At 59.0% G+C, this 19416-nt stretch carries 18 protein-coding genes; 10 read left to right on the forward strand and 8 right to left on the reverse strand.

From position 1 onward, the window contains the following. Positions 1 to 18: 18 nt before the first annotated feature. Together AC2FIC_RS01545 and moaA are read right to left on the reverse strand one after the other, a co-directional pair. Positions 19 to 1329: a 3-deoxy-D-manno-octulosonic acid transferase gene (locus tag AC2FIC_RS01545; protein WP_496690865.1), complete on the reverse strand. Its 1311-nt coding sequence runs from the start codon at positions 1327 to 1329 to the stop codon at positions 19 to 21. Between the two features lies 1 nt (position 1330). Beyond that, positions 1331 to 2338 carry a GTP 3',8-cyclase MoaA gene (gene moaA, locus AC2FIC_RS01550; RefSeq protein WP_496690864.1) on the reverse strand — a complete coding sequence of 336 codons (1008 nt, stop codon included), beginning with the start codon at positions 2336 to 2338 and terminating at the stop codon, positions 1331 to 1333. 90 nt (positions 2339 to 2428) lie between these two features. On the opposite strand from moaA, the gene AC2FIC_RS01555 reads away from it, so the two are divergent. Beyond that, the gene (locus AC2FIC_RS01555; protein WP_496690863.1) at positions 2429 to 2845 is read left to right on the forward strand and encodes a hypothetical protein; all 417 of its coding nucleotides are present in this window, start codon (positions 2429 to 2431) and stop codon (positions 2843 to 2845) included. Here AC2FIC_RS01555 and AC2FIC_RS01560 read toward each other — a convergent pair. From AC2FIC_RS01560 to glmU, 4 genes are read right to left on the reverse strand one after another with little or no spacing between them, the layout of a single operon-like run. Next, positions 2833 to 3522, reverse strand: a complete 690-nt coding sequence (locus tag AC2FIC_RS01560; RefSeq protein WP_271950220.1) for a DNA alkylation repair protein — start codon at positions 3520 to 3522, stop codon at positions 2833 to 2835. The two genes, AC2FIC_RS01555 and AC2FIC_RS01560, sit on opposite strands and share 13 nt — an antisense overlap. After that, a complete protein-coding gene (locus tag AC2FIC_RS01565; protein WP_496870006.1) occupies positions 3519 to 4064 on the reverse strand; it encodes a pyridoxamine 5'-phosphate oxidase family protein in 546 nt (181 codons plus the stop codon). Before AC2FIC_RS01565 ends, AC2FIC_RS01560 begins: the two co-directional genes overlap by 4 nt. 3 nt (positions 4065 to 4067) lie before the next feature. Next, positions 4068 to 5888 (reverse strand): glutamine--fructose-6-phosphate transaminase (isomerizing), encoded by a 1821-nt coding sequence (glmS, locus tag AC2FIC_RS01570; protein WP_496690861.1) that lies wholly within the window; start codon positions 5886 to 5888, stop codon positions 4068 to 4070. 3 nt (positions 5889 to 5891) lie between these two features. After that, positions 5892 to 7244: a bifunctional UDP-N-acetylglucosamine diphosphorylase/glucosamine-1-phosphate N-acetyltransferase GlmU gene (gene glmU / locus AC2FIC_RS01575; protein WP_496690860.1), complete on the reverse strand. Its 1353-nt coding sequence runs from the start codon at positions 7242 to 7244 to the stop codon at positions 5892 to 5894. Positions 7245 to 7378: 134 nt separating this feature from the next. On the opposite strand from glmU, the gene AC2FIC_RS01580 reads away from it, so the two are divergent. Beyond that, positions 7379 to 8050: an HAD-IA family hydrolase gene (locus tag AC2FIC_RS01580; protein WP_142634920.1), complete on the forward strand. Its 672-nt coding sequence runs from the start codon at positions 7379 to 7381 to the stop codon at positions 8048 to 8050. A gap of 40 nt (positions 8051 to 8090) precedes the next feature. Next, entirely contained in the window at positions 8091 to 9281 is a 1191-nt protein-coding gene (locus AC2FIC_RS01585) for a DegT/DnrJ/EryC1/StrS family aminotransferase (protein WP_496690859.1), read from the forward strand. Here the strand turns inward: AC2FIC_RS01585 and AC2FIC_RS01590 are convergent, their stop codons facing one another. Then, the gene (locus tag AC2FIC_RS01590) at positions 9282 to 10352 is read right to left on the reverse strand and encodes a Hint domain-containing protein (RefSeq protein WP_496690858.1); all 1071 of its coding nucleotides are present in this window, start codon (positions 10350 to 10352) and stop codon (positions 9282 to 9284) included. 175 nt (positions 10353 to 10527) lie between these two features. Between AC2FIC_RS01590 and AC2FIC_RS01595 the strand changes: the two genes are divergently transcribed. Next, positions 10528 to 11691 (forward strand): isovaleryl-CoA dehydrogenase, encoded by a 1164-nt coding sequence (locus AC2FIC_RS01595; RefSeq protein ID WP_496690857.1) that lies wholly within the window; start codon positions 10528 to 10530, stop codon positions 11689 to 11691. Between the two features lie 53 nt (positions 11692 to 11744). Here AC2FIC_RS01595 and AC2FIC_RS01600 read toward each other — a convergent pair whose 3' ends face one another. After that, complete coding sequence (locus tag AC2FIC_RS01600) at positions 11745 to 12350, reverse strand: OmpW/AlkL family protein (protein WP_142635181.1); 606 nt, start codon at positions 12348 to 12350, stop codon at positions 11745 to 11747. Positions 12351 to 12486: 136 nt separating this feature from the next. Here AC2FIC_RS01600 and AC2FIC_RS01605 point away from each other — a divergent pair, with 136 nt between their 5' ends. The 6 genes from AC2FIC_RS01605 to AC2FIC_RS01630 all read left to right on the forward strand — a co-directional run bounded on the left by AC2FIC_RS01605 (position 12487) and on the right by AC2FIC_RS01630 (position 19413). Next, the gene (locus AC2FIC_RS01605) at positions 12487 to 14013 is read left to right on the forward strand and encodes an AMP-binding protein (RefSeq protein ID WP_142634914.1); all 1527 of its coding nucleotides are present in this window, start codon (positions 12487 to 12489) and stop codon (positions 14011 to 14013) included. Positions 14014 to 14018: 5 nt separating this feature from the next. Then, positions 14019 to 14531 (forward strand): hypothetical protein, encoded by a 513-nt coding sequence (locus AC2FIC_RS01610; RefSeq protein ID WP_142634912.1) that lies wholly within the window; start codon positions 14019 to 14021, stop codon positions 14529 to 14531. After that, positions 14528 to 16132 carry a carboxyl transferase domain-containing protein gene (locus AC2FIC_RS01615; protein WP_496690856.1) on the forward strand — a complete coding sequence of 535 codons (1605 nt, stop codon included), beginning with the start codon at positions 14528 to 14530 and terminating at the stop codon, positions 16130 to 16132. Before AC2FIC_RS01610 ends, AC2FIC_RS01615 begins: the two co-directional genes overlap by 4 nt. A 1-nt stretch (position 16133) precedes the next feature. Continuing rightward, a complete protein-coding gene (locus AC2FIC_RS01620) occupies positions 16134 to 16559 on the forward strand; it encodes an ASCH domain-containing protein (RefSeq protein WP_496690855.1) in 426 nt (141 codons plus the stop codon). Between the two features lie 3 nt (positions 16560 to 16562). Further along, positions 16563 to 18494, forward strand: coding sequence for an acetyl/propionyl/methylcrotonyl-CoA carboxylase subunit alpha (locus AC2FIC_RS01625; protein ID WP_496690854.1), 1932 nt, complete (start codon positions 16563 to 16565; stop codon positions 18492 to 18494). A gap of 64 nt (positions 18495 to 18558) precedes the next feature. Continuing rightward, positions 18559 to 19413, forward strand: a complete 855-nt coding sequence (locus AC2FIC_RS01630) for a hydroxymethylglutaryl-CoA lyase (protein WP_142634903.1) — start codon at positions 18559 to 18561, stop codon at positions 19411 to 19413. Positions 19414 to 19416: the final 3 nt, after the last annotated feature.

The following is a 19416-nucleotide window of genomic DNA, read 5'->3' on the forward strand; positions in this document are numbered from 1 at the left end:
CAGGCAGATGCTCTGCCCCTAAACGCCGGTGGTCTTCAGATTTAGCCGGTCGCACAGGGTCTCGACAATGGAATCGAGCGCGGATTTCTGCGTGTTGACGCAGGATTTTGCGGCATCGCGCGCAGTATCCAGCGCGTCCTGATCGCTGAGCCAGGTCGTGACCGCGTCTGCCAGGGCCTGCGCCGAGTTCACCTCAACCGCGCCGCCGGCCTCGATGAGCGGCGCAAAGGTTTCGGCAAAGTTGAAGTATCCGGGACCGGTTATTACTGCCGCCCCGGCCTGAGCGGGTTCGAACGGGTTATGTCCGCCGATCTCATGCAGCGAACCGCCCAGAAATACGATCGGGCAAAGCGCGTACCACGTGCCAGTCTCGCCCAGTGTGTCGGCAACATAGACCTGTGTTTCGGTGTCGATACGCCCTTCGGATGTTCGGAATACGGCAGTTTGAACAGCCTGTTTCAACAGCGCAGCCACATCCTGCCTGCGTTCGGGGTGGCGCGGGATCAACAGCAGCAGAAGGTTGGGCCAGCGCTCCAACAATTTCGCATGGGCGGCCAGAACAATCTCTTCTTCTCCGGCATGGGTCGAGCTGGCGATCCACACAGGACGCCCTGCAATCTGGGTCTGAATATCTTCCAACACAAAATTATCGACCGGAAGCGGATCGGACATCGCTTTGAGGTTGGTTCCCGGTTGCACGCGGTCCGCCACAGCCCCCATGTCCACCAGATTAGCGGCGGTTTTGCCATTCTGGGTCAGGAACAGGCTGAAATTGTCCAAAATGAATCGTGCGGTTTGCGGCCGTTTTTTCCAACCTTCGACGGATTTCTCTGACAGGCGGGCATTCAACAGGGCCAGAGGGATTCCCCGTCCAGCCGCGTCAACGATCAGGCGTGGCCAGATTTCGCTTTCGACAAATACTCCGGCTTCGGGGCGCCAGTGATCCAGAAATCGCCGGACCGGCCCTGCGGTGTCCAGCGGCGGATACTGGTGTCGCGTACGGGGTGGCATCCGTTTTTCGATCAGCGCCGCCGAAGTTGGGGTGCCCGAGGTCACCAGGAACTGGGCATCCGGCAGGCGTTCACCCAGCCGTTTGATCAGGCTGATGACCGACAGGGTTTCCCCCACACTTGCAGCGTGGAACCAGATCAATCGGCCCTTGGGGCGTGGTAGGCTGGCATGGCCGAGCCTTTCATGCTGACGAATTGTCGGGACATCTGCCGCCAGGAGTTTCTTGCGCACGGTGCGCCAAGCCAAAGGTGCAGCAACGGCGGTCAGGCTGCAATACAAACGGTAAAGCAGCGTCGGCTGGCCAGAGGGGGCGGTCATGTCAGCCGCCCGTATGGCTCATGTGGCGGCTCATCTTGCCGTCGACCGCCTGGCGGGAATAGTCGAAGTCGTGACCTTTGGGCTTAAGATTTATCGCCGCGCGGACGGCCTGTTCCAGCGGCACCTCGGTATCGAGATGATCTCGCAGGGGGGCACGCAGATCGGCCATGTCCTCTTGCCCCAGACACATATACAGCTCACCCGTACAGGTCAGGCGGACGCGATTGCAGCTTTCGCAGAAATTATGCGACAGCGGTGTGATAAAGCCGATCTTCTGGCCCGTTTCTTCAAGCCGCGCATATCGCGCGGGTCCACCAGTGCGTTCTGCCAGATCGGACACGGTATAGTGGCTTTCGTATTCCTTGCGGACATCCTTGAGCGACCAGTACTGATCCAGACGGTTCTCGTTCCCGATATCGCCCATCGGCATCACCTCGATCCAGGTCAGATCCATGTCGCGCTCAGCGCACCATTGGGTGATTGTTGGAAGTTCGGCCTCGTTGAACCCCTTCAGGGCCACAGCGTTGATCTTGACCCGCAGGCCAGCCTTTTGGGCAGTATCAATTCCGTTCAGAACCTGTTTCAACCGGCCCCAACGGGTGATCTGGCTGAATTTCTCATCATCCAACGTGTCCAGCGACACATTCACCCGGCGTACGCCCGCCGCATAGAGATCGTCAGCAAAGCGGTGCAGTTGCGAGCCATTGGTTGTCAGCGTCAGCTCTTTCAACGCGCCGCTGTCCAGATGCCGGGTCATGGCATGGAAGAATGACATGATGTTTCGGCGGACCAGCGGCTCGCCCCCGGTGATGCGCAGCTTTTCCACGCCCATCTTCACGAAGGTCGTGCACATACGGTCCAGCTCTTCCAGCGTCAGCAGGTCCTTTTTCGGCAGGAACTTCATGTCTTCGGACATGCAGTAAACACAGCGAAAATCACAGCGATCCGTAACGGAGACGCGGAGATAGGTGATGGCACGTGCGAACGGGTCGATAAGCGGAGCTGTCATGCGTCATACGTAAAGCGGCGACTGGCCTGCGACAAGCCTGAACTGTGCTTTGTGCTGGCACAGTCCTGTGAGGGGGGCTAAGTTCAGGCCATGAAATACGCTCTGCTGACCATTTGTATCCTTGTTGCGGGCTGTGACACTGTCCGCTCGACAACTGATCGGGTTTTCGGTCGCGACAAACCTGCGGCTGAACCAGAGGTTGCCGCGGAAGCAGACGTCACCGAATCCGTTCGGGTCCCCGCAACCGCCGCAGGTTGGGTTGGCGCCAAGACCACCATTGCCAGCTTAGGTGACCCGACAACGCCGGGACGCTGGATGGAAACGCCTTTGGTCGAGACAGAGTTCACGGGTCGCGTTGTCGTGCCCAGAACAGGGGCGCAGGCCTATATCACGCTGGTCCCGGCCCGTGGGCCCCAAGGCAGTGGAAGCAGGCTGTCGCTGGATGCGATGCGGGCGCTGCTTTTGCCTTATGACGAACTTGTCGAGCTGGAAGTTTATTCCAACTGACCTTTCAGATATTTGCCAGCTTCACGCCGAGCAAAGGGCTTCATGGCCGCACTATGGTCGCGCAGAAAGTTAACCACTCGGTCCGCGTCATGTTTCGACAACTCACGCAGCCACCAGGCAACGGCTTTCTGGATGAACCAGTCGCGGTCAGACACATAACCCGCTGCCCAGCCAAGAATACGGTCGCGCCGGTTCAGGTCTTCTGGCTTAGGGTGGTTCTGCTTGGTCCAGGGCAGGGTGGCGACCAGCGCGGCGCGCCGTGTCCACATATGGTCTGACGCTGTCCAGCTTTCGACCTGATCCAACCGCGCCGGGTCCGCAGACAAGCGTTTCTGCATCGCCATACAGGCGTGATCTGCCACCGCCCAGGCATCGAAATCTGGCAACCAGCTTTGCAGCAGGTCCCAAGCAGCCTCATCGGGGCGGATACGGGCTTGGGTCAGCAACTTGGCTGCGGCCAGACGGCCCTCGTGGATATCGGTCTGCCAGAGGGCGTCAGCCAGATCCACCCGCGCAGCAACGTCCAGTTCCTGTCGCCATAGTTTGGTCAGGTCGTTCAGAACCGGATTTGCAACGCCCAGATAGAGGCGTTCGACCTTGTGATAAGCCGCCATCTGCACGGCGCGCTCGGGGTCGGCATGGGCCCGGATCTGGTCAAGATAGGTGACGGGCGTCATTGGTCCGCAGCGCGTGTTGGCTTGCCGTCGATCGTCTGATGGTTCCGCTCAACCCAATAATCGCCGATATCGTCATCGGACTTACCGTCGACCCATTTCTGCATCGTGTCCCTTTCGGACTGGTATTCCATGAACGGTACGGCATACCCGCAAGAGGTCTGAACCATGTCAATCGCAATGTCATAGATCTGGCGGGCGCTGCGGTGGTCGGGAAACAGCCCGGCCAACGCGTCCCAGCCCTCGTCCCCGGCATGCAATGTACGCGCGGTGCCATAGGTCCTCAGGATCAGCGGGCGTGTGGTGAAGGAACACCACATGAGGGTCATGCGATTGACCTCAAGCAAATGCCCGGCGGTTTCATTGCCACTGCCGGTCAGGTTCATCCAGACAATCCGATTGGGCCCCAGTACCCGCAGCGAGTCCATCCCTTTGGGAGAGACATTGACCCGTCCTTCAGGTCCGGCGGTGCCGACGAAGAACAGATGCTGATCCTCGATAAACTTGCGATGGGCGTCATCCAGCGCCGGAAATTGCTTGGACATGCGTCACTCCACCGTTACGGATTTCGCCAGATTGCGCGGCTGGTCCACATCCGTGCCCTTGGCCACCGCCGTATGATAGGCCAGCAGCTGAGCGGGCACCGAATAGAGGATCGGCGCAAGGCTAGGGTGCACATGCGGCATGCGGATCGTGCTCCAGACCCCGTCTTCGGCCTCGGCGATGCCGTCATCATCGGACACCAGGATGACTTTACCCTTGCGTGCCATGACCTCTTGCATATTCGACACGGTTTTGTCGAACACCGTGTCTCGCGGGGCCAGAACCACCACGGGCATGTGTTTGTCGATCAGGGCAATGGGGCCGTGCTTTAGCTCACCCGAAGCATAACCTTCGGCATGGATATAGCTGATTTCCTTGAGTTTCAGCGCCCCTTCCATCGCCAGCGGGTACATCAGGCCGCGTCCCAGAAACAGAACATCGCGCGCCTCGGACAAGCGCTGGGCGGATTTCCTGATGGCCCGGTTCTGATCCAACGCGGTGTTCAGCACCGAAGGCAGCCCGCGCAACGCGGCGGCGTGATCGGCAAGTTCCTCGTCGTTCAACGTGCCACGGTCCGCGGCAGCCTTGAGCGCCAGCATCAGCAACACGCTCAGCTGACAGGTGAAGGCTTTGGTCGAGGCGACGCCTATCTCGACCCCGGCATGGATCGGCAGGGCGATGTCACTTTCACGTGCGATCGAGCTTTCTGGAACATTGACGACTGAGACGACCTTGTCCGCTTTGCCGTCGCAATACCGCAGGGCGGCCAGCGTATCGGCGGTTTCACCCGATTGGCTGACAAACAGCGCCATAGTGCGTTCCGGGATCGGAGGTTCACGATAGCGAAATTCGCTGGCGATATCGACTTCGACCGGTATTCTGGCAAGTTGCTCGAACCAGTATTTGGCGGTCAAACAGGCGTAGAAAGCAGTCCCGCAAGCGACCATCGTCAGACGGTCCAGCTTGGTGAAATCCAGATCCCCCGGCAGAACGACCTGATCCCCGGCAGAGGGCAGGTAGGACCGGATCGCCTCGGCAACCACAATCGGCTGTTCCGCGATTTCCTTGGCCATGAAATGCTTGTGCCCGGCCTTGTCGGCGCGGCTGTGATCCACTTTGATCTTGCGGGTTTCGCGATTGGCAAGCTCACCTGCCTCGTTGCGGATTTCCAGCGATGTGCGGGTCAGAACCGCACGGTCACCTTCTTCCAGATAGGTGATGCGATCCGTCAGCGGCGCTAGCGCGATGGCGTCCGAGCCGACAAACATCTCTCCGTCCCCGTGCCCGATTGCCAGTGGCGAGCCTTTGCGCGCGGCCACGATCAGGTCATCTTCGCCGTCAAACAGAAAGGCCAGGGCAAATGCGCCGACCAGCCGGTCGATGGTTTTATAGGCGGCTTCAACCGGGGGCAGCCCTGATTTGAGGTAATGTTCAGCCATCAGGGCGACGGTTTCCGTATCGGTTTCGGTTTCGAACCCGATCCCGTGTTCCGCCAGCTCTGTCCGCAGCTCCCGATAGTTTTCAACGATGCCGTTGTGAACAACGGCAACCGGCCCGGCCCGGTGGGGATGCGCATTCGAAACTGTCGGCGCGCCATGGGTGGCCCAGCGGGTATGGCCGATACCGGATTTACCCGGAAGCGGGTCATGCACCAGCAGGTCGCTGAGGTTTACCAGCTTGCCTACAGCCCGACGCCGACCCAGGGATCCGCCATTGACCGTAGCAATGCCTGCACTGTCATACCCCCTGTATTCCAGCCGTTTTAGGGCCTCGACCAGGATAGGGGCAGCTTCGTGCTTGCCCAATACGCCTACAATCCCACACATCTGTCAGGCTCCTTTGTCGCGACGAGCCTTCTTCGCCGTCAACATGTCAAACAATTTACGCGCATAACCGGGCTTGTTGTCCTGCTTGGCGCGCGCAACGGCCAAAGCATCCGCTTCCACATCGCGCGTCACCACGGTTCCGGTGGCCGTCATCGCGCCGTCACCAATGGTGACAGGTGCCACCAACATGGTGTTCGATCCGACAAAGACGTTCTGGCCGATGGTCGTTTGGTGCTTCATCACGCCATCATAGTTGCAGGTGATCGTGCCCGCGCCGATATTTGTCGCCGCCCCAACCGTTGCGTCCCCGATATAGCTGAGATGGTTGACCTTGGCGCCTTCGGCGATCTCAGCATTCTTGATTTCAACAAAATTTCCGACGCGGGTGTTTTCCGCCAGCTCAGCGCCGGGGCGCAGGCGGGCATAGGGGCCGACGATGGCGCCGCGGCTGACATGGCAGCCCTCAAGATGCGAAAACGCGCGGATCGTTGCACCGCTTTCCACCGTGACACCGGGGCCAAAGATCACGTTGGGTTCGATCACCGTATCGCGGCCAATGACGGTATCAGCGGCCAGATAGACGGTTTCCGGCGCCATCAGCGTGACCCCCAAATCCAGCAGTTCGGCGCGGGCACGGGCCTGAAAAACCGCATCCGCAGCGGCCAGGTCAACGCGTGAGTTCACACCCAGCGTCTGTGCCTCGTCACAGGCGACTGCGGTGACATTCAGGCCACGGGATCGGGCGATTGCCACGACATCCGGCAGGTAATATTCACCGGCGGCATTGTCATTTCCCACGCTGTCGATCAGCGAAAACAGCAATTCAGCGTCACAGGCCAAAAGACCAGAATTACAAAGTGTTATATCGCGCTCTTTATCCGAGGCGTCTTTGTATTCGACGATGCGTTCAAGGGCCTGTCCGTTCATGACCAACCGGCCATAGCGTGCAGGATCTGCGGCCTCAAAACCCAGAATAACCAGATCGTTCTTGGCCCGCGCTTCGATCATACGTTCCAACGTATCGGGTTGCAAAAAGGGCGTGTCTCCGTACAGAACAACCACGTCGCCGTTGAAACCCTGCAGCGCTTCGCGCGCCTGTGCGACAGCATGGGCGGTGCCCAGCTGTTCGGCCTGAATGGCGATTTGTGCGGTCTCGTCCTCGGCCAGGGTTGCTTTGGCAACGGCTTCGGACCCGTGCCCGGTGACAATGACGGTCCGCTCGGGCGACAGAACAGCACCAGCGCGCATGGCATGGACCAGCATAGGCGCCTGAGCAATCGGGTGCAGGACTTTCGGGATATCCGAATTCATCCTGGTGCCTTTACCGGCAGCAAGGATGACAAGGGCGATACTCATGAAATCGTTTTCTCTTTGTGTTTTGTTGCAGTCCGTTTTATCCGCTGAGGGTAAAGTCGCAAGCGGTTCAGCCATCAAACTAGATTGCCGTTTGCAACAAGACGTGGCGAAAACCCGCCGAGGCAGGAGGCGTAATGCGAACAGTCATCTTTGATCTGGACGGGACACTGGCGGATACTTCCGGGGATTTGCTGGAGGCCGCAAACCATTGTTTTCGCGATATGGGGCACGGCGATGTGCTGGTCCACGGGCAGGATGCTGGTATCGCTTTGCGTGGTGGGCGGATGATGCTGACCCACGGTTTGAAGCGGGTTGGGGCCTATGACGAGCAGGCTGTTCACGCTTATTACCCGATGCTTTTAGAAGCGTACTCGGAGGCGATTGACACCCATACCCGGTTTTATCCAGGCGCGCTGGACGCGGTTGGAAAGTTGAAAGAGGCCGGCTATGGCGTTGGCATCTGCACTAATAAACCCGAGGCTCTGGCACATCAGTTGCTGACCCAAATGGGTGTGCGCGACCGGTTCGGCTCACTCGTCGGCGCGGATACTTTGCCGGTTCGCAAGCCCGATCCGGAGCCCCTGCGTGAAGCTGCCCGCCGGGCAGGCGGGCACCCGGATCTGTGCGTTCTGATCGGGGATTCCGACACCGACCGGAATACGGCGCGTGCTGCAGGTGTACCTTCGGTGCTTGTAACATTCGGGCCATCTGGCGACGACATGGCTGCGCTGAAACCCGAAGCGTTGTTGCATCATTTTGATGACCTGCCGAAACTTGTTTTTGATTTGGTCGGAGCTGCAGCCTGACCCCTTGACCCCGGCCCATCGCGGCCGCAAGAGCGAAAAGATGACTGAGAAGTTTACTGGCAATTTCACCCAGCAGGAACCAATCCCGGATGAGGCGATCGAGGCGGCTCTGGCCGTTTTGCGTCATGGCCGGCTGCACAGATATAACGTGTCGCCCGGCGAACTGGCCGAGACCGCCCTGTTAGAACAGGAATTTGCCGCGCAGACCGGCGCAAAATACTGTCTGGCGGTCTCTTCGGGCGGCTATGCACTGGCGACAGCATTGCGCGCGATAGGGGTGCAGCCCGGAGATACGGTTCTGACCAACGCTTTCACCCTGGCGCCGGTGCCGGGGGCGATTGCCTCGATCGGAGCCAAGCCGGTATTTGTCGGTGTGACCGAAGCGCTGACGATTGATCTGGATGATCTCGAAAGCAAACTGGATCAGTCTGATGTGCTGATGCTCAGCCATATGCGCGGGCATCTGTGCGACATGGATCGGTTGATGCAAATCTGCGATGCCGCCGGTGTGGCCGTGATCGAAGATTGCGCGCACACGATGGGCGCCGCATGGCGCGGGCAAAAATCCGGACGGCAGGGCATTATCGGGTGTTATTCCTGCCAGACCTACAAGCACATAAATTCCGGTGAAGGCGGGTTGTTGATTACCGATGACGAGGAACTGGCTGCCAAGGCGACGGTCCTTTCAGGATCCTACATGCTGTATGAGCGCCACCTTGCAGCGCCGGGCCCAGAGGTGTTCGAGCGGATCAAGTACACCACGCCCAATGTCTCAGGGCGCATGGACAATTTGAGGGCCGCGATCCTTAGGCCGCAACTTCGCAACCTGGAACAACAGATTGACCGGTGGAATGAGCGCTATGTCGAGATCGAAAAAGGGCTGCGCGGCACGCCGGGTCTTACCATTGTCGAACGACCCGAGGCGGAAACTTATGTGGGCTCGTCTATTCAGTTCTTGCTGCTGGACTGGTCACCCGAACGGATTGCTCTTGTGATGCAGCGCTGCGCGGCGCGTGGTGTGGATCTGAAATGGTTCGGCGGAGCAGAGCCCACCGGGTTTACCTCGCGCTATGACAGTTGGCGATATGTGGAAAGCGCGCCTCTGCCTGCGAGTGACCGCATTTTGACCGGGATCATGGATATGCGGGTGCCATTGACTTTTTCACTGGATGATTGCCGGTTGATCGCACGGATCATTCGCTCCGAGGTCGGCGCGGTGTTCCAGTCCTGATCACATTGCCTGTGATTCGAGCGGGGATTTTTGGTTCTTCCGCAGCCGCTCGACCAGTCGTTTTTGCAGCCGATTTTCAGGGATCGGATAAGACGGCACCGTATTTTTGGCTTCCAGCAGATTTGGAAAGATCATTTGGATTTCTTCGCGGGCCTGCGCCGTAACGGATGCCAGTGACGTGTCGGTCAGCAACAGGCTTTCGCTCGGGGCGCCATTTGCAAAAACGATTTCGTGGTTGTCGAACAGCAGGTGGTAATACACAACCTGATCAAGGCTGTTTTCTATATCGATCCCCGGCAATTCCGACAGCTTGATGGCCGCGACCAGCACATCCGGCGATCCGAACATGCGCTGCGCCACCGCCGAAGAGATTTGCATTCTGTGCTGCCGGGAAACCAATAGATCCTGTTTCGGCAAACCGTCCCCCAATGCGGATTTCGCGATTCGAACCGGATTCAGGTTTGGATTGATTGCCAGATCGGTTGCCGAAAGATGCCGCTGTCCGATCCATCTGACAGGTTTCAGCCCCGATCGGGTCAGCACAAGATCACCTTCACGCAAGGTTTCAACGGGACGTTCCCCGAGTTCCGTCTCGATCAGGGTGCCCTGACAAAAACACACCAGTAACTCGATGTTATCGACAATGGCGCCAAGGCTATCATTAAGGCCAAGTTCGGTAAGGCGCAGGGTATAGTCACCGGCGGAAGGGAAATCGACCTGCATGGTGAATGTGGAAAAGCTGTTCGCAGTCGGCAGAACAGTCATCGAGGCGATAACGACGCCGTTGCTGTCCAGAATCTCGACGGTAAATCCTTCGCTGCCTGCATTCGAGTTAGATGCCGTCCTAAGTGCGGAATCCAGGCTAAGCTCGCCGGATTTGGGGTCATCCAGCGTAAAGGTTTGCTCCATCACCGTGACTTGGCTTGCGTTGCCATCCATTTCGGCCACACGATTCGATGAACCATTCCCGAGATAGGCGCCCTCAGTGTGGTCAGCTTCGATATCCGTACCAGACCAATTTGCGGAACCGCTATTAAAAGTACCATTTACGATGACATTGGTTGGGGCCATTCGCAGAATCCTTGAAGCAAAAACCTTAACGGCTTTGGCGATCTAATCGTCGAGTATGGTGAATTTGTGACGCTCCGGATCGGCTCGCGGGTGAACCTTTTTCGGTCAGCGCTTGACCCGGGTTCATGGTCATGGCAGATTATTTGAACAATCGTTCATTTACTGGGAGAGTTCGATGTTCACGGCGGCCATGCAATTCGATCTGGGTGAAGATGTGAACGCACTGCGTGAAATGGTGCATCGCTGGGCGCAAGAGCGGGTGAAGCCGATGGCCGCGAAGGTCGATGCCTCGAACGCGTTTCCCAATGAGCTTTGGCGCGAGATGGGCGAATTGGGCCTGCTGGGAATTACAGTGTCCGAGGAATATGGTGGCGCGGCCATGTCCTATCTGGCCCATACCGTCGCGGTCGAAGAAGTGGCCCGGGCCTCTGCCTCAATCTCATTGTCATACGGGGCGCATTCAAACCTGTGCGTCAATCAGATCAAGCTGAACGGCAGCCCAGAGCAAAAGGCGAAATATCTGCCTCGGTTGATTTCCGGCGAACATGTGGGCGCGCTGGCCATGTCTGAGGCGTCCGCCGGATCAGACGTCGTTTCGATGAAGCTGAAGGCGGAAAAGCGCAACGACCACTACCGGCTGAACGGAAGCAAGTACTGGATCACGAACGGGCCGGACGCGGATACTCTGGTCGTTTACGCCAAGACGGATCCTGATGCTGGATCCAAAGGGATCACCGCCTTTCTGGTCGAAAAAGAGATGACGGGCTTTTCCACGTCGCCCCATTTCGACAAGCTGGGCATGCGCGGATCAAACACGGCGGAATTGATTTTTGATGACGTTGAGGTGCCCTTTGAAAATGTTCTGGGCGAAGAGGGTAAGGGTGTCGCGGTTCTGATGTCAGGGCTGGACTACGAACGCGTTGTGCTCGCCGGGATCGGAACCGGAATCATGGCCGCCTGTCTGGACGAAGTCATGCCGTATTTGGCCGAGCGCAAGCAGTTCGGCAAACCGATTGGCAGCTTTCAGCTGATGCAAGGCAAGATTGCTGACATGTACACGGCCACGAATTCTGCCCGGGCTTATGTCTACGAGGTCGCCAAGGCCTGTGACCGTGGGGATGTGACCCGGCAAGATGCGGCAGCGTGCTGTCTGTATGCTTCGGAACAGGCCATGACGCAGGCCCATCAGGCAGTTCAGGCTATGGGCGGCGCGGGGTTCCTGTCGGATTCGCCGGTCAGCCGCATATTCCGCGACGCCAAGCTGATGGAAATCGGCGCCGGCACCAGCGAAATCCGCCGGATGCTGATCGGACGGGAACTGATGAACGAAATGCTCTGAGCAAAAAAAACGCCCCACCGACGAGGTAACGGCAGGGCGTTCTGTGTAAAGGATCAGAAGCGGTGAACGTAGGATACGCCGACCAGCCAAGGATCGATTTCAGCGGTGCCGATATCGGCACCGTTCAGTGTGACATCCGAGTCGATATCGAACCAGCGAACGTTCAGACGCACGGCACCTTTTTCGGTGACCATATAGTCCAGACCGGCCTGCAGTGCGAGGCCGACCGAGTTGTCGAGTTCGAGATCACCGAGAGCCGATTTTTCGTCGAAGAAGATGGTATAGTTGATGCCCGCGCCGACATAGGGTTTCCAGACCGAGTTGGTCGGGAAGTGATAGTTCAGCGACAGTGTGGGCGGCAGGTGTTTGACGGTCCCTGCGTCGAGGCTGCCACCCAGTGTGACCTCATGGCTGAACGGGGTGGCGGCCAGCAGCTCGATACCCAGATTATCCCGAACGAAATACTCGGCAGTAAAGATCGGGCGTGTGTCGGAATCGACATCTGCATCCAGCCCGGCGAGGGACCCATTGTCGGATTTCGGGTCGAGATAGCCGACACCGACACCAACGGTCCAGTCGCCCTGATTTTGGGCGAAAACGGGCGCAGCAAACGCGACGAGCGCGGTCGAAAGGGTCAAAGCGGCGAGTTTCTTGGTCATTTTACGGCCTTTGGATTTGTTGATGACCGGGTTTTGCATGAAGCAAAGCCCGCCGACTCTGATCTGCATCAAATTCCCGTGACCGTCTTTGGTGGCTCGATTCAGAAAAGACCTAGAAAAACAAAGGGTTTCGGTAATGTGTCCCGCTGAAGGCATACCTGGTTTGCATCAGGGTGGGGGCTGGGACCTGCCGGACCGGTTGAACATGGCGCGGCAATGTTTGGAACAGCCCCCAGAGCAGACGGCGATCATCGACCTGACCGGGGGTGAGGGCAAGGTCGTCACGTTTGCACAACTCGGACGCTTGGCCGATGACATCGCACTCGCCTTGCTCGATCGGGTGCGGCCTGGGGATCGCGTTGGAGTACTGCTCAGCCAGTCACCCGGCTGCGCGGCGGCGCATCTTGCGATCTGGAAGATCGGCGCGATTTCGGTGCCTTTGTTTAAATTGTTCAAACATGACGCGCTGGCCTCGCGTGTCGCGGATGCAGGGGCGCAACTGGTGTTGACAGACGCAGAGGGTGCTGCGCTGCTGGGGGATTTGGCCGTACCGGTTCGGGTCGATCAGATAGCTCCGTCTGATGATCCGGTGCCCTTTGCGGATACCGGCCCCGAGGATCCGGCAGTTCTGATCTATACTTCCGGCACCACGGGCAGCCCCAAAGGCGCGCTGCATGGGCATCGGGTTTTGACCGGCCATTTGCCGGGGGTCTCGATCAGCCACAACCATCTGCGCGAAGGTGACTTTCTGTGGACGCCCGCCGACTGGGCATGGATTGGCGGGTTGTTCGATGTGTTGATGCCAGGGCTGGCGCTGGGCATTCCGGTGGTCGCGGCCCGGCTCGAGAAATTCACCCCCGAGGCCTGTGCGGATGTGATCGCACGTGGCGGGGTACGGAACGTGTTCTTTCCGCCTACCGCATTGCGGATGCTCAAGGCCACGGATCAGGCGATCCCCGGTCTGCGCTCGGTCGCTTCCGGAGGGGAGCCGCTGGGTGCCGAGATGTTGGAATGGGGGAAGCAGGCGTTCGGCCTGACGATCAACGAATTCTACGGTCAGACCGAATGCAACATGGTCGTGTCTTCCTGCGCTGAGGATTTTCCGGTGCGCCCGGGTTGCATCGGTAAACCGGTTCCTGGGCATGAAGTTGCAGTGATCGACCAGGATGGCCAGCCCACAGATCAAGAGGGCGACGTGGCCATCCGCCGAGGCTCGGCCTCGATGCTGCTGGAATACTGGAACCGACCTGAGGCCACGGCCGAGAAGTTCCGCGGCGATTGGCTGATCACCGGAGATCGCGGCATGTGGGAGGGTGAGTACTTACGCTTTGTTGGCCGCGATGACGATGTGATCACTTCCGCCGGGTATCGCATCGGCCCTGCTGAGATCGAGGATTGCCTGTTGACCCATCCGGCGGTGGCGACAGTTGGTGTGGTCGGTAAACCTGATCCTTTGCGGACTGAGATTGTGAAGGCCTATGTCGTGTTGAAACCGGGAGCCACGGTTGCGGAGCGAGAGTTGCAGGATTGGGTCAAGGATCGTCTGGCGCAGTATTCCTATCCGCGCGAAGTGGCGTTTCTGGAAGAATTGCCGATGACGGTGACGGGGAAGGTGATCCGGAAGGATTTGAAGGCGCGTGCGGTGGGTGAGGTAAGGCAATGAGTCGAATGTTAGTCAGCATCGCATTTTTCTTTGCAACATTTCCGTCTTTCGTTGCAGCTGGAGATTTTCGCCTTGCTGATGCGTTGATGAAATCATGCCTTCAAACCTTTTCGGAGGTCCTAATTGAGACACTGGAAAAAGTGACCGATGAAAGCACATTGATTGACGTTCGTGGTGCAGCGTCTCAGGATGTGGCGCTTTGTGCGGGGCTCGCAATCGATGTTTGTTCTGTTGGTATTCTGGAAAGTCAGGACCAGTGCTTTTCTAAACTCGAAATGAGTATCGACGAAATTCGACAAAAAACGATCACGAATCTTCCCGAGACCATCTCTGGCACATTTCGATCCCGAAGTTACCGATTCGCATTTGCCCGCGCAAAAGAACCGGCAATACGCCTTGATCCAAGCCCTACGGTTCCACCGCAACTGACCAGTGTGCTGTCCGAGGCGATGCGCCTCGCAGACGCGCGTACGGCGCAGCGACTCCAGATTTACGCTCAAAGAGAGGTTCAGGAATGAAACTCACATCCAAATCCATGCCCGCCTCCGAGGGTTTCAAAGCAAACCGCGCGGCCCATCTCGACGCGCTGGCGCAAATCTCTGCCGCTGCGGAAGCGGCCCGTCTGGGCGGGGGTGAAAAATCCCGCGCGCGGCATGAATCCCGTGGCAAGATGCTCCCCAGGCGCCGGGTTGCGAACCTGCTGGACCCAGGGTCCCCGTTTCTGGAAATCGGCGCGACGGCGGCGCATGGGATGTATGGCGATGCCGCGCCAAGCGCTGGTGTGATTGCGGGCATTGGCCGGGTGCAGGGGCGCGAGGTCATGGTGGTTTGCAACGACGCCACCGTGAAGGGCGGCACTTATTATCCGATGTCGGTCAAGAAACACCTGCGCGCGCAGGAGATTGCCGAGGAAAGCCAACTCCCCTGTATCTATCTGGTCGACAGCGGCGGGGCGAACCTGCCCAACCAGGATGAGGTCTTTCCCGACCGCGACCACTTTGGCCGCATCTTCTATAATCAGGCCCGGATGAGCGCGAAGGGTATCCCTCAGATCGCGGTGGTCATGGGTTCGTGTACGGCGGGCGGGGCCTATGTGCCCGCGATGTCGGATGTGACGATCATCGTCAAAGATCAGGGCACGATCTTTCTGGCAGGTCCGCCTTTGGTCAAGGCCGCGACCGGGGAGGTTGTCAGCGCCGAGGATCTGGGCGGTGGCGACGTCCATACCCGTCTGTCCGGCGTGGCCGATTACCTGGCTGAGGACGACGCCCACGCGCTGGCCTTGGCGCGGCAGGCGGTGCGTTCTCTGAATCTGCGCAAACCGCAGACCGTGGATTGGGCCAGCCCCGAAGACCCGGCTTATGACCCCGAGGAAATTCTGGGCGTTGTTCCCGCCGACCTGCGCACGCCCTATGATATCCGCGAGGTGATCGCGCGGCTCGTCGATGGCTCTCGGTTCGATGAATTCAAACCGCGCTTTGGTGAGACGCTTGTGACCGGGTTTGCCCATGTCAAAGGCTGCCCCGTTGGGATCATCGCCAACAACGGCGTGCTGTTCTCGGAGGCGGCCCAAAAGGGCGCGCATTTTGTTGAGCTGTGTTCGCAACGCAAAATCCCGCTGGTCTTCCTGCAAAATATCACCGGCTTTATGGTGGGCCGCAAATACGAAAACGAAGGCATTGCGCGGCACGGGGCAAAGATGGTGACAGCCGTTGCTACGACTTCGGTACCCAAGATCACCATGCTTGTCGGGGGCTCGTTCGGGGCCGGGAACTATGGCATGGCGGGGCGGGCCTATCAGCCCAGGTTCCTGTGGACTTGGCCGAACTCGCGTATTTCTGTAATGGGGGGCGAGCAAGCGGCGGGCGTGCTGGCCACCGTCAAACGAGACGGGATCGAGCGGCAGGGTGGCAGTTGGTCGGCTGAGGAAGAGATCGAATTCAAGCGCCCAACATTGGATATGTTCGAGGAACAATCTCACCCACTCTATGCCTCGGCGCGCCTATGGGACGACGGCATCATCGACCCGCGCAAAAGTCGCGATGTTCTGGCCTTGTCGCTGAGTGCCGCCCTGAATGCCCCGATTGAGGAGACACGTTTCGGCGTGTTCAGGATGTAAGATGAACGTTTCTTTGAATGATGTCATGGCCCGCTATCCGGGTGCTCAGACTTTCAAGTTTGGTGACAACGCAACGTTGAGCGCAGAACTTTTGGCCTTAGTGCGTGCAGGAAGGAAAACAGCAACCTGCGGTGCTTTGCGAGACTATCCCGAAGGCAGTGCTGATACTCCGGTCGTTGGGCGGCGCGATATCGCTTTGGACTGGGATGGCCGTCCCGCGCTGGTGATCGAAACGATTGAGGTAACGACCTGCCGATATTGCGATGTGACCGAGGATTTTGCGCTGGCCGAGGGCGAGAATGAGACGCTTGAAGGATGGCGCGAAGATCACCGCCGGTATTTCGAGCGAAACGGCGGGTTTGATCCCGAAATGGAATTGCTCTGCGAGCGGTTCCGACTTGTCGAAGATCTCGGGGTTGAGGGGTAAGCCATGTTCAGCAAAATCTTGATTGCCAACCGGGGTGAGATTGCCTGTCGGGTGATGGAAACGGCTCAGAAAATGGGTGTGTCCTGTGTTGCAGTGTATTCGGACGCGGACGCCTCGGCCAAGCATGTGCAAATGGCGGATGAGGCGGTGCATATCGGTGGAGCGGCCCCGGCGGACAGCTATTTAAAGGGTGATGTGATCATTCAGGCAGCGTTGGATACAGGCGCGCAGGCGATCCACCCCGGCTATGGGTTTCTGTCTGAAAACCCCGGTTTCGTTGACGCGGTTGAGGCTGCGGGTCTAATCTTTATCGGGCCCTCGGCGGATGCGATCCGCAAGATGGGCCTCAAAGACGCGGCAAAAGTGTTGATGGAGCAGGCGGGCGTGCCCGTGGTTCCGGGTTATCACGGCGATAACCAAGACCCTGATCATCTAGCGGGCGCGGCCCAGACTATCGGCTATCCAGTGCTGATCAAAGCCGTTGCGGGGGGCGGCGGCAAGGGGATGCGGCTGGTAGAGCACCCCGAAGACTTTACTGAGGCTCTAGACAGTGCGCGGGGAGAGGCGAAAACCGCCTTTGGCAACGATGCCGTTCTGGTCGAAAAATTCGTTTCCAAGCCCCGGCATATCGAGGTGCAGGTGTTCGGCGATGGCACCCAGGCGGTGCATCTGTTCGAACGCGATTGTTCGCTGCAGCGGCGGCACCAGAAGGTGATCGAAGAAGCTCCGGCGCCCGGAATGACGGTTGAAATGCGTGAGGCCATGGGGCAGGCGGGCGTGCGCGCCGCCGAGGCGATTGGCTACAAGGGCGCAGGCACGGTTGAGTTCATCGTCGATGCATCGGACGGGCTGCGCCCGGATCGGTTCTGGTTCATGGAGATGAACACGCGTTTGCAGGTGGAACACCCCGTGACCGAGGCGATTACCGGCGTTGATCTGGTCGAATGGCAGTTGCGAGTCGCTTCGGGTGAAGCGTTGCCAAAAACGCAGGATGACCTGACGATCAACGGGCATGCGTTCGAAGCCCGGCTTTACGCAGAGGACGTGCCCAAAGGGTTTCTGCCCGCAACAGGTACGCTGACACATCTGCGCTTTCCTGCGGAATGCCGCGCCGATAGCGGAGTGCGGTCCGGCGATACAATCAGCCCCTGGTACGATCCGATGATTGCCAAGGTCGTGGTGCATGGCCCGACGCGTGCAGTGGCGCTGGAAAACCTGCACCGGGTTCTGCGGCGGACCGAGGTTGCCGGGACGGTCACGAATCTCTCGTTTCTTGGCGCGCTGACCCGGCACCCTGGATTTGCGGCGGGCGATGTCGATACCGGGCTGATCGGTCGGGATATCGACGGGCTGGTCCGAACTTCTGATGCGCGCGCGCGCTTGATTGTTGCAGCAGCCATGACGGCGCTTGATCTGGTCGAGACCGGGCCCGACACGGGTTTCAGCCTGTGGGCGCCGCTGCACCGGGCCGTCCAGTTGAAGTGCGATAGCGAGCTCATTGATCTAGACGTACAGATCGAAGGACCTGACCGGCAGGTCTGGCAGATCAAGGACACAACGGTTCTGGCGCAACGGCGCAATGGAGGCTGGTACATTGATGACCGCCCGATGCCGCCCGTGGCACTGGCTGGTGCGACAATCACAGTATTCGATGACTATGGGCAAGTGTTTGAGCATGTCGATCCGCTGGATCGCGATGCAAGCGCCTTGGGCGATACCAATGTGGTTGAGGCGCCGATGCCCGGTCTGGTCAAGGCCATGTTCGCCACCGTAGGGCAAGCCGTTTCAGAAGGTGATCGACTGGCCATTCTGGAAGCGATGAAAATGGAACATTCCTTGCTGGCTGCCCGTGATGGCGTGATCGCCGAGGTGCTGGCCGAAACCGGCGCTCAGGTCGAGGCCGGCGCGGCGCTGGTCCGGCTGGAGGAGGAATGACCTGTCCCGCTGCGCCGCAACGTGGCACAGTCGGGACAACACGGCATAACGGGAGGCGAAAGCTATGGGTGAACGGGTCGACATTTTTGAAGTAGGGCCACGTGATGGGCTGCAGAACGAACAGCGGGAAATTCCTGTTGCCGAGAAGGTCGCTCTGATCGATTGCCTGAGCAAGGCAGGCTTCAATCGGATCGAAGTTGCCAGTTTTGTGTCTCCGAAATGGGTGCCCCAGATGGCTGGCAGTGCCGATGTTCTGGCCGGGATCCAGCGGGTTGGTAAGGTGCGTTATGCGGCGCTGACGCCGAATATGCGCGGGTACGAGGACGCCTTGTCTGCCAAAGCGGATGAGATTGCCGTATTCGCATCTGCCTCGGAAGGGTTCTCGAAGGCCAATCTCAACGCGACCATCGCCGAATCCATTGAGAGGTTCAAACCGATCCTAGAGGCTGCGCGCCATATTGACCTGCCAGTGCGCGGTTACGTGTCCTGCGTGACCGACTGCCCCTATGATGGTCCGACCCCACCCGAGAAGGTGGCCGAGATTGCGGACACACTATTTGCGCTGGGTTGCTATGAGGTATCGCTGGGAGATACGATCGGGCAAGGAACACCGGACACTATCGCCCATATGCTTCTGGCGGTGCGTGAGACGGTGCCTGTTACCCGCTTGGCGGGACATTTCCACGACACCAATGGTCGGGCCATCGACAATATCGACGCTGCATTGGCGCTGGGCGTGCGGACATTTGACTCAGCAGTCGGGGGGCTGGGCGGTTGCCCCTATGCACCCGGCGCCGCAGGGAACGTGGCCACCGAAGCCGTGGTCGCGCATCTAGAGCGTCTTGGATACGAAACGGGGCTTGATCTGGGGATCGTGGAACAAGCGGCACAAATGGCACTGGCCATGAGGGCGGAGTAGGCG

The organism is Ruegeria sp. CDSC079, from assembly GCF_059610505.1.